The sequence below is a fragment of the Rhodococcus sp. 7Tela_A2 genome, from assembly GCF_049311045.1.
Classification (GTDB): Bacteria; Actinomycetota; Actinomycetes; order Mycobacteriales; family Mycobacteriaceae; genus Rhodococcus.
The window spans coordinates 1-10,408 of sequence record NZ_JAXION010000137.1 but is presented as its reverse complement, the minus strand read 5'-3'; the positions used below and the strand labels follow the sequence as shown (position 1 = coordinate 10,408).

The 10,408-nt window shown below is 67.4% G+C and carries 8 protein-coding genes; 3 read left to right on the top strand and 5 right to left on the bottom strand.

Features of this window, described 5'->3' with window-relative positions; genetic code table 11:
* Positions 1-60 precede the first annotated feature (60 nt).
* Together TVH25_RS18970 and TVH25_RS18965 are read right to left on the bottom strand one after the other, a co-directional pair.
* A complete protein-coding gene (locus TVH25_RS18970; protein ID WP_296550517.1) occupies positions 61-699 on the bottom strand; it encodes a response regulator in 639 nt (212 codons plus the stop codon).
* Positions 696-1,895: a sensor histidine kinase gene (locus TVH25_RS18965; protein WP_422425205.1), complete on the bottom strand. Its 1,200-nt coding sequence runs from the start codon at positions 1,893-1,895 to the stop codon at positions 696-698. The genes TVH25_RS18970 and TVH25_RS18965 overlap by 4 nt, the downstream gene beginning before the upstream one ends.
* A gap of 164 nt (positions 1,896-2,059) precedes the next feature.
* Here TVH25_RS18965 and TVH25_RS18960 point away from each other — a divergent pair, with 164 nt between their 5' ends.
* Positions 2,060-3,145 (top strand): ABC transporter permease, encoded by a 1,086-nt coding sequence (locus tag TVH25_RS18960; RefSeq protein ID WP_422425204.1) that lies wholly within the window; start codon positions 2,060-2,062, stop codon positions 3,143-3,145.
* Positions 3,142-3,849 carry an ABC transporter ATP-binding protein gene (locus TVH25_RS18955; RefSeq protein WP_422425202.1) on the top strand — a complete coding sequence of 236 codons (708 nt, stop codon included), beginning with the start codon at positions 3,142-3,144 and terminating at the stop codon, positions 3,847-3,849. Before TVH25_RS18960 ends, TVH25_RS18955 begins: the two co-directional genes overlap by 4 nt.
* A 56-nt stretch (positions 3,850-3,905) precedes the next feature.
* Here the strand turns inward: TVH25_RS18955 and TVH25_RS18950 are convergent, their stop codons facing one another.
* On the bottom strand, positions 3,906-4,601 hold the full coding sequence (locus TVH25_RS18950) for an ammonium transporter (protein ID WP_296550513.1): 696 nt from the start codon (positions 4,599-4,601) through the stop codon (positions 3,906-3,908).
* A gap of 424 nt (positions 4,602-5,025) precedes the next feature.
* Between TVH25_RS18950 and TVH25_RS18945 the strand changes: the two genes are divergently transcribed.
* Positions 5,026-8,391, top strand: coding sequence for a heterodisulfide reductase-related iron-sulfur binding cluster (locus TVH25_RS18945; RefSeq protein ID WP_422425200.1), 3,366 nt, complete (start codon positions 5,026-5,028; stop codon positions 8,389-8,391).
* 104 nt (positions 8,392-8,495) lie between these two features.
* Here TVH25_RS18945 and TVH25_RS18940 read toward each other — a convergent pair whose 3' ends face one another.
* Positions 8,496-9,494 (bottom strand): alpha/beta hydrolase, encoded by a 999-nt coding sequence (locus tag TVH25_RS18940; protein WP_296550511.1) that lies wholly within the window; start codon positions 9,492-9,494, stop codon positions 8,496-8,498.
* Positions 9,491-10,408 (bottom strand): thioesterase domain-containing protein (locus TVH25_RS18935; RefSeq protein WP_422425198.1); only part of this gene is annotated, 918 nt, incomplete at its 5' end. The genes TVH25_RS18940 and TVH25_RS18935, both read right to left, overlap by 4 nt.

Genomic DNA, 10,408 nt, shown 5'->3' with positions numbered 1-10,408 from the left:
CCCGCCTGCGGTGGCTGTGGGGGGCCCTCTTTTCTGTACCTGGCGTCATCGGCTCCGCGGTCAACGCCGCATGTATCCGAGTTCGGTAGCCGACGCCACCGCAGCCGTGCGCGAATCGACCCCGAGCTTGCTATAGATACGTGCGAGATGGGATTTCACCGTGCCCTCGGTGAGGTGCAGTCGCTGCGCGATGCGGTGGTTCGACAGCCCCTCCGCGACCAGCCCGAGAACCTCGACCTCCCGGCCGGTCAACGACGTGCCCGGGGCGCGAAGACGATGGACGAGCCGATCGGCCACTGCCGGAGCGAGAGTCGTGCGACCGGACGCCGCGGTACGGATCGCGGCCGCCAACTCCTCCGGAGGCGCGTCCTTGAGCAGATAGCCGGTGGCACCGGCCTCGATCGCCGGCAGTGTGTCGGCGTCGGTGCCATAAGTGGTGACGATGACGACGTGCGGAGCTCCGGGACGCGACGTGATGGCGGCCGTCGCGGCAGCACCAGACATCCGTCCACGCCCGAACTGCAGATCCATCACGACCACGTCGACGTCGGAGCTGGTCGCCCGGGCCACCGCGTCCTCGGCAGTCGCCGCCTCGGCGACGACCTCGATTCCCGGCTCCGTCTCGAGGACTGCACGCAAACCCGCCCGGACGACCGGATGATCGTCGGCGAGCAGTACGCGGATCGGGCCGGCGCTCACAGATGCCTCTCGGAAGACGATTCGGATGGAAGCGGAAGAACAGCGGTGATCGAGGTCCCCTCGCCGTCGACGGATCGCACGGTGAACGTACCTCCCAGATCGTCCACGCGGGCGCGCATCGCCTCCAGCCCGAAACCGCTCCCGGGCGCAGGTTCGGACACCGACCGCTGATCGAAGCCCACTCCGTCGTCGGTGATGTCCACCGATACGCGGTCGTCCCCGAAGCCGAGGGTCACATCGACACCGGTTGCCCCGGAGTGAAGGGTGGTGTTCGCGAGCGCCGATTGAGCCACCCGGAGCAACGCGACTTCGTACTCGGGCGGGAGGCCGACCGGAGCACCGCGGAGGTGAAAGCGGGCGTCGATGTGATGCCGGTCGGTCGTTGTCGCGCACAGTCGCTCCAGCGCGCCCGCCGGCGTGGTGCCGTCCAGAGCCGGAGGAGAGAGCGCCGCCACGAAACGTCGCGCCTCTCCGAGGTTGTCCACAGCGACCGAACGCGCGCGGCCGACATAGCCGGCAGCGACGTCCACCCGTTGGGGCAGAGCCCGCTCGGCTGCACGCAGCAGAAGCTGGATACTCGACAGCCCCTGTGCCAGGGTGTCGTGGATCTCGCGTGCGAGTCGTTCACGTTCTTCGAGAACCCCGGCACTGTGCTGGGCGGCCGCGAGATCCGCACGTGTGGCGGTGAGTTCGTCGATGAGCATCCGGCGTTGCTCGCTTTCCCGGTACAACGCCTGGTAGCTCCACACCACTGCCACCGCCACCGCGGCACCCAGCGAGGGCCCGATGGCGGTGGCCGGGCTGAAGGCACCCTGGTGGATCGAGAAGCCGACGACCGCCGCCGCGGTGGTGAGCAGTACCGCAACGAGCCCGCTGCGGCGGGGCAGCAGGTGCAGCTGTACGAAATAGAGAGGGAACGCCAGCCAGACTGCCTCCGGCGAGAGCGTCAGAAGCACCAGCCACACCGCCCCCACCGCGGAGAGCCATAAGACGGCTCCGGCGTAGGACCGGCCGACGGCGGGCAGCAGGGGTCCGAGACCGTAGGTCACCGCTGCCATCGCCGCCACGGCGGCAACGAGTCCCGCGTCGGGTGCCGAATCCGCGAATGCCCGAACTACGGCGAGTGCGAGCAACCCGGCAACGAGCAGATGAAGGCACCACGCCAGGAGCCGGACTGTAGGGGTCAACGTATTCACTGTCAGTCGAGCGTACGGGCGCGCAGCGGGCTGCACATCCATCGAAAGATACAACCGGGCGCGCCTCCTTCGGCCTGCGAAGTCCCCTCTCCTGCCGGATGTCCTTCCGCTCCCACGCGGCAAGAGTGGAGGGCACACCGTTCCCCCGAGAAAGCAGCCGCACCGTGTTCGTTGCCTGGAGAGACCTGAGATTCGCCAAGGGCCGATTCGCCCTGATGGGATCCGTCGTCGTACTGATCACTCTGCTGGTCGGATTGCTGTCCGGCCTCACCGCCGGTCTCGGCCGACAGAACACCGGCGCGATCACGGCCCTGCCCGCCGACCACATCGCCTTCGATACCCCCGCGAACGGACAGGACTTGTCGTATGCGGAGTCGGTCGTCACCGAAAGCCAGTGGCGGCGAGTGGCCACCACCGAAGGCGTGAGCAGCGCCGAGCCGGTAGGAATCTCCACGGCCAAGGCGGCGGCCGGGGAATCGGGCCTCACCGTGTCCGCATTCGGTGTCCGGCCCGGTTCGCCCCTCGTTCCGGGCGGCGCCGCCGCCGGCGAGGACACCGCGGTGTTGACCACTCCGGTCGCCGAGAGCCTCGGCGTGGGGCCGGGCGACGCGATCACCGTGGCCGGACGCGATCTGAAGGTCGGTGCGGTGCACGGCGAAGAATCCTTCGGTCACCTTCCGGTGATCTGGATCGACCTGGGCACGTGGAGACACATCGCACCCCCCGGTGGCACCGGCACGGAGCGGACCGCCACGTTCGTCGCGCTCCGCACCACTGCTGACTTCGACGCCACCGCCACCGACCGTCTCGCGGGAACGACGACGGTCTCGAAGAGCGCATCGCTGTCCGCTATCGGTTCCTACGCGTCGGAGAACGGCTCGCTCCAGTTGATGCGAGGATTCCTCTTCGCCATCTCCGCGCTCGTCATCGGCGCCTTCTTCACCGTCTGGACGATCCAGCGAAGCGGCGACATCGCCGTGCTCGAAGCCCTGGGTGCCTCTACCGGCCGCCTCGTCCGTGATGCGCTCGGGCAAGCCCTCGTCCTACTCACCACGGGTACCGCGCTCGGCACTGCTCTCGCGGCCGCTGCCGGTGCGGCACTGTCCGGGACCGTTCCGTTCGCGCTGACGCCGGCCACCCTTCTGATCCCGGCCGCCGTGATGATCGTGCTCGGTTCGCTCGGTGCGGCCGTCGCCGTTCGCCGTATCACCTCCGTCGACCCCCTCACCGCCCTGGGAAGTGCCCGATGAGTCTGATCCTGACCGATATCTCGCTCACCTACGCCGACGGCGACGACCGTGTGCTCGCCCTCGACGACGTCACACTCGACGTGCCTGCCGGAAGCGTCACCGCAGTGGTCGGACCGTCCGGTTCCGGTAAGTCCAGCCTGCTCGCGGTGGCCGCCACCCTGATCGCTCCCGATTCCGGGTCGGTCGTGATCGACGGCATCGACACCTCCGGCCTGCCCCGCGCCCGGCTCGCGGAATTGCGTCGGCGCACGATCGGGATCGTCTTCCAGCAGTCGAACCTCGTACCCTCCCTCACCGCCCTCGAGCAGCTGCAGATGATGGCATGGATAGACGGGCGTTCGACCCGCGAGGCTGTGCCCCGCGGGATGGCCCTGCTCGACGCCGTCGGCATGGCGGATCACGCCGACCGCAGACCGCACGCGTTGTCGGGCGGCCAGCGCCAGCGGGTCAACATCGCGCGTGCCCTGATGAACGACCCGACCGTGCTTCTGGTCGACGAACCGACCAGCGCCCTCGATCAGGAGCGTGGCGAGGAAATTGTCGACTTGATCACCCGTCTGTCACGTGAAAGGCACACCGCCACAATTCTGGTCACGCACGACCGCTCCCTCCTCGCCGCCGCAGACCGAGTCGCCGAAGTCCACGACGGGCGGCTGTCGACCGTCCCCCCGCCGCCACTTCTCACGCAGTCTCTCCGGCAATGACAGAAAACGGCCCCGTCACCGGGGAGGTGACGGGGCCGTTGCCTGCGTGCAGAGTGCTACTTCGCCCACTGGCTAGTGCCGGGAGCCGCCAGAAGCGTCTCGACGACTCCGATACCGGCGATGACTGCCGTCGGACCGCCTGCGACGAAGGCTCCGATGGTGCCGCCGACGCCTGCGCCGCCTGCGCACCCGAGGATGGTGCCGGCACCCGGAATGATGCTCCCGGGGATAGCTCCGACAACACACCCGATGATGGCGCCTGCGACGGTGCCGATCGCGGTCGCCATGCCCAGCTGCGACACGAAGTTCTGCTGGGCCTTGAGGTTCTCGTCGGGCGACGCAACGTCCGACAGCTTCAGGCCGACAGGCGTGATCCCCATCGCGACCTTGTCTTCGGGTTCGACCGGCGTCGCCTTCGACGGGTCGACGACCGGAGTGAGGGTCAGCGTCTTGCCGTCTTCGCTGATTTCACGCTCGAACGGAAGCTGGAGATCGCCCAGCTGGACGGCGAGAGGCAGGCTGATGACGGCGTTACCGTCGTTGTCCTGCAGTTCGACCTGCGTGCCGTCACCGGAGATGGTGAACGAGCCCGCGTCGATCACGGTCACGACCGAGTCGCCCTCGGGCCGGACCTCGTAGTTGATTTTGTCTTCGGCCGACGGGGCGGCCGGAGCTGCGTAGGAAGTGCCGGCCGTGATCCCCATAGCGGCGGCAGTCATCGTCGCGACGATGGCAAGCTTCTTGAGCTTCATGTGATTCCGTTCTGTGACATGGCGCACGCCCGAGGGACGCCCCCATTTTCCCTGTTCGCGTGGCACATCCAGACCCCCCGACGATGAACCCACTGTCCGGATGCCACGTCCGGGGCGAATCATAACCGACGTCACACTCCATTTGTTATATAAGTTGTTTCGCCCTTCACCCGGTCGGAGTCGAGTTGCCCCGAGGGCTGTCGCGGCAAAAAGGCGCGCAGTTAGGGGAGCCTGGCTAGATGAGGTGGAAGGTTTGACCACTAACGTGGCCGGGCACACACATCCCCGCTGCACGAACGTTGTTACCGGCTAGTAACCTGGCTCTGTTTCTCCACCAAGTTACCGGCCAGTAACTTATCCTGCGTTACGATGCGGTGGCTTATACCAGGCGGCCCGGTGCTGCCCCCGACACGAAAGGCCACGTATGAATGCCCTGACGATCACGTTGGGCACGATCGGCGTGCTGCTCAGCCTCGTGTGTTGGTTCGCGTTCATCAGCGGCGCGTGGACGATGGTCAAGACCATCCGGGTCGGCCAACCGGCCCCGGACCGGTGGCGCCCGTTCTTCCCGCGCTTCAAGCAGATGCTCGTCGAGTTCATCGCGCACACGAAGATGACCAAGTTCCGTACCGTCGGCTGGGCGCACTGGCTGGTCATGGTCGGTTTCATGCTCGGCGCCATCGTCTGGTTCGAGGCCTACGGCCAGACGTTCGACCCGAACTTCCACTGGCCCATCATCGGCGACACGGCCGTCTACCACTTCATCGACGAGATCCTGGGCATCGGCACCGTGATCGGCATTCTGACGCTGATCACCATCCGCCAGCTCAATCACCCGCGTCAGCCCGGCCGGTTGTCGCGCTTCAGCGGCTCCAACTTCAAGGCCGCGTACTTCGTCGAGGCCGTCGTGCTCCTCGAGGGCCTCGGCATGATTCTGGTGAAGGCCGGCAAGATCGCGACCTACCACCACCACAACGCCTACACCGACTTCTTCACGATGCAGGTGGCCCGGATTCTTCCCGAGAGCCCCGAACTGGTGTCGGTGTTCGCGTTCGTCAAGCTGATGTCCGGCATGGTGTGGCTCTACATCGTCGGCCGCAACATCACGTGGGGTGTCGCATGGCACCGCTTCTCGGCCTTCTTCAACATCTACTTCAAGCGTGAGGACGACGGCGGCGTCGCCCTCGGTGCTGCCCGTCAGATGATGTCGGGTGGCAAGCCCATCGACATGGAGGAAGCGGACCCGGACAAGGACACCTTCGGTGCCGGCCGGATCGAAGACTTCACGTGGAAGGGCTGGCTCGACTTCACCACGTGCACCGAGTGCGGTCGCTGCCAGTCGCAGTGCCCCGCGTGGAACACCGGTAAGCCGCTGTCGCCGAAGCTGCTGATCACGTCGCTGCGCGACCACGGCAACGCCAAGGCGCCGTACCTGCTGGCCGGTGGCCGCAAGGACATCGGCGGCGACGAGGTCGGGCTCGTGGACGCGGAGGGCAACGCCGACGAGGCTGCGCTCGCCAAGATTCCGGCGGCGGCACGCACGGAAGCCGAGCGCAAGCTCGTCGGTGACACGACGGCAATGGTCGAGGCGGGCGAACTCGCGCCGATCATCGACACCGAAACGCTGTGGAGCTGCACCAACTGTGGTGCGTGCGTGGAGCAGTGCCCCGTCGACATCGAGCACGTCGACCACATCATCGACATGCGCCGCTACCAGGTGCTCATCGAGTCGGACTTCCCGTCCGAGCTCGCGGGTCTGTTCAAGAACCTCGAGAACAAGGGCAACCCCTGGGGCCAGAACGCCAAGGACCGTCTCAACTGGATCAACGAGATGGAGTTCGACATCCCGGTCTTCGGCCAGGATGCGGACAGCTTCGAGGGCTACGACTACCTGTTCTGGGTCGGTTGCGCCGGTGCCTACGAGGACCGCGCGAAGAAGACCACGAAGGCTGTCGCCGAGTTGCTCGCGACCGCCGGCGTGAAGTTCATGGTGCTCGGTGCCGACGAGACCTGCAGCGGTGACTCCGCTCGTCGCGCGGGCAACGAGTTCCTGTTCCAGCAGTTGGCGCAGCAGAACATCGAGACCCTCAACGGGGTGTTCGACGGTGTCGAGCAGAGCAAGCGCAAGATCGTCGTCACCTGCGCGCACTGCTTCAACACTCTGAACAACGAGTACCCGCAGGTCGGCGGCTCCTACGAGGTGGTTCACCACACGCAGCTGCTCAACCGGCTGGTCCGTGCGAAGAAGCTCGTGCAGGTGGCGCCCGTCAGCCAGGACATCACGTACCACGACCCGTGCTTCCTCGGCCGGCACAACAAGGTGTACAACGCCCCGCGTGAGCTGATGGAAGCCTCGGGCGCGAAGCTCGTCGAGATGCCGCGTCACGGCGAACGCTCGATGTGCTGTGGTGCCGGTGGCGCCCGCATGTGGATGGAAGAGCGCATCGGTAAGCGCATCAACATCGATCGCGTCGACGAGGCGCTCACGACCAACCCCTCGAAGATCGCGACGGGCTGCCCGTTCTGCCGCGTCATGCTCACGGACGGCGTCACCGCCCGTCAGGAGCAGGGTCTGGGCGAAGGCGTCGAGGTCATCGACGTCGCGCAGCTCATGCTCGAGTCGATCTCCCGCGTCGAGGCGGCGAAGCTCAGCGACAACCTCAGGGTCGTCCAGGAGCCGAAGTCCGAGCTCGAGGTCGAGGAGACCGCCGAGGCTGTCGAGGAAGGGCGTGTGGAGGCCGTCGAGGCCGCTGCAGCTACTCCTGCCGCTCCGAAGACCACCGGCGTACCCAAGGCCGGCGGACTGCAGATGAAGGGCGGTCTCAAGGGTCCGGGTGCCAAGAAGACAGCGGCTCCGGCCGCAGAGGCCCCTGCGGCCGAGGCACCGGCTCCGGAAGCATCCGCAGCGCCGAAGGCCAAGCCGGGCGGACTGCAGATGAAGGGCGGCCTCAAGGGACCGGGCGCCAAGAAGACAGCGGCACCCGCAGCCTCCGCGAAGACCGACGCCCCGGCAGCGGATGCTCCCGCGGCCGAGGCATCACCCACGGATACCGCCGCGGTCCCGAAGGCGAAGCCGGGCGGACTGCAGATGAAGGGCGGTCTCAAGGGACCGGGCGCCAAGAAGGCAGCAGCACCGGCCGCACCCAAGGCCGACGCTGCACCGGCGGCCCCCGCCGCGGAGGCCGCAGACGCACCGGCAGCAGCAGACGCACCGGCAGCGGCCACTGCGGCTCCCAAGGCCAAGCCGGGCGGACTGCAGATGAAGGGCGGCCTCAAGGCTCCCGGAGCCAAGAAAGCAGCAGCACCGGCCGCACCCGAGGCCCCCGCAGCCGAAACGCCCGCAACCGAGACGCCCGCGGCTCCCGCAGCCGAGGAGCCGAAGGCTGCGGCAGCTGAGGAGCCGAAGGCTGCGGCAGCTGAGGAGCCGAAGGCCGCGGCAATCCCGAAGGCGAAGCCGGGCGGATTGCAGCTCAAGAGCGGCCTGAAGGGACCGGGAGCAAAGAAGGCGGCACCGGCACCCGAGACCGCTCCTGAGCCGGCTGCGGAATCTGCTCCCGAGCCGACTGCCGACTCCGATCCGGAGACGACCGAGCCGGTGACGGAGTCGGCGGCTACGGAGTCTGAGACGACGCCCGGAGCACCGGAGTCGGAGACGACGCCCGGAGCACCGGAGTCGGAGACGACGCCCGAGGCGCCGAAGGCACCCGCTGCCGACGCACCGGCCCCGCCGAAGGCGAAGCCGGGCGGACTGCAGATCAAGGGCGGGATCAAGCCCCCCGGTCGCAGGTAAGCAGTCCTGAAGTAAACGCTCGCGGGCCCGGGGGGCCCCCCCCCCCGGGCCCGCGAGCTTTTCTGTCGGGGCGGGTTCAGCCGGTCTCGGCGTCCCGCGTCGTGTCAGTTCCCGAGTTCGAGTGACGCCGCCAATTGCGGCCACGAACGGTGGAGTTCGTCCTCCCAGTAACCCCATGAGTGCGTGCCGTTCTCACGGAAGTGGAAGGTCGCGGGGATATCGAGTTCTTCCAGCCGCTCGGCCAGCCGTTGGGTACAGACGTTCGTTGCCGCCTCGATCACGCCGCCGATCACGACCTGCTCGTGCAGCGGCGGTGCCTGTGGGGTGCGTGGCAGTGCCGGGTTCTCGTGCGGTCCGGGCAAACCGTTTCCGTTCGAGATGTAGAGGGAGAGCCCCCGCAGCCCTTCGGCGTTGACCGTCGGATCGTGCCGGGCCCATTCGTCGCCGTCGTACGGACCCCACATGTTGCGAGCATCGGTCTCACCCATCACTTCGACGACGGACCGGAGATACGCCTGGCCCACGGGGTCGCTGGTTTGGGCACAGCCGCTGTACGAGGCGACGCCCCGATACAGTCCCGGCGCCTGGATTGCGAGGTCGAGCACCGACGTGCCTGCCATCGACAGTCCCGCGATCGCATTGACACCCGTGGTACCCAGTGCGCGGTCGACCACCGGGGGAAGCTCCTGTGTCAGAAACGTCTCCCACTTCGCGACACCCACGACCGGATCGTCACGCATCCAATCGGTGTAGTAGGTGAACATGCCCTGTGCGGGGATCACGACGTTCACGTTCTTGTCCGCGAGGAAGTCGAGGATCTTCGTCTGATTGAGCCAGTTCGCGCCGTCTTCGCCGCCGCCGGCGCCGTTCAGCAGGTACAGCGTCGGGCGCGGCACGCTGGTGTCGGCCGGGCGGATCAGCTGGAACGGGATCTCCCGGCCCATCGACTCCGAGTACACGTGCATGTCGTAGCGGTTTCCTTCGACCTGCTCGACCCGCACCTCCTCCCCGCCGGGCGAGGCGGTGGCGGGTGCCCCCGCCAGGATGAGCGCCGAAGCGGCAATGACGCAGGCGCTACTTCGCCGCAGAACGTTCATATTCATCGTGCTTGTTCGCCCTGTCGGTTGGGGTCGGATGGGGTTGCGAAGACAGTACGCAGGCGAGGACCCAGTACGGCAAGTGCCTCGGTCGAAGTCATGCGCCAGTGGGTGACCGGCACTGAATGGTCATGGATTCGCCCGCTCACGGCATCGGCCCAGCCTGCGGCCCCGTGGCTTTCGTCCTCGGCTGCGGTGAAATACACGATGTCACCGTCGAACCGTGCGGGCCGGTGACCGGCCGCCAGGACAACGTTGTGCCGGGCGGCGTCCATCAGTTGCCGCACGAGCCGTTCGGTGTCCTCGGCCGTAGTGCCGGTGAGGTCGGCGACCACCCGGACGATCCCCGCGAGGTCCGCCGGTTCGTCACCGTCACCGTCTTCAACGACGCCGAATCCGGCGAGCACGTCGCTCATCGGTACTTCCGGCTCCTCGGGGGCGTCGGTGTCGGTGTCCGCGAAACTGTCGAGCATCACCAGTGTTTCCACTACGCTGCCGGCGGCCTGGAGGTGCACCGCCATGGCATGCGCGATGACACCGCCCAGCGACCATCCGAGCAGCCGATACGGGCCCTCCGGCTGGATCCGGCGTATCTCGTCGACGTAGAGCGCCGCCAGGTCGTCGAGGGAGTTCGGTAGGTCCTCGAGCGGGGTCTGCACTCCGTACAGGGGTACGGACGGGTCGATCTCCTGCGCGAGAGCGGTGTAGCACCACGACAATCCGATGATCGGATGCACGCAGAAGACCGGGGGAAGGTCGCCCTCCGCGCGGATCGGGAGCAGCGTTCCGAACTCCGGACCGGACCCCCCGCCCTCGGCGATCTTCCGAGCCAGCGCTTCGACCGTCGAATGCGAGAGCAACGACGGCAACGGGACCGCGCCGCCCAGCGCGTCGCGCCCCGGCGCGCCCCGCCGGGGCGC

Bases quoted from the DNA above. Each gene is read 5' to 3' on its own strand.
- TVH25_RS18955 (WP_422425202.1), top strand. From the start codon at position 3,142: ATGAGTCTGATCCTGACCGATATCTCGCTCACCTACGCCGACGGCGAC.
- TVH25_RS18950 (WP_296550513.1), bottom strand. From the start codon at position 4,601: ATGAAGCTCAAGAAGCTTGCCATCGTCGCGACGATGACTGCCGCCGCT.
- TVH25_RS18945 (WP_422425200.1), top strand. From the start codon at position 5,026: ATGAATGCCCTGACGATCACGTTGGGCACGATCGGCGTGCTGCTCAGC.
- TVH25_RS18940 (WP_296550511.1), bottom strand. From the start codon at position 9,494: ATGAATATGAACGTTCTGCGGCGAAGTAGCGCCTGCGTCATTGCCGCT.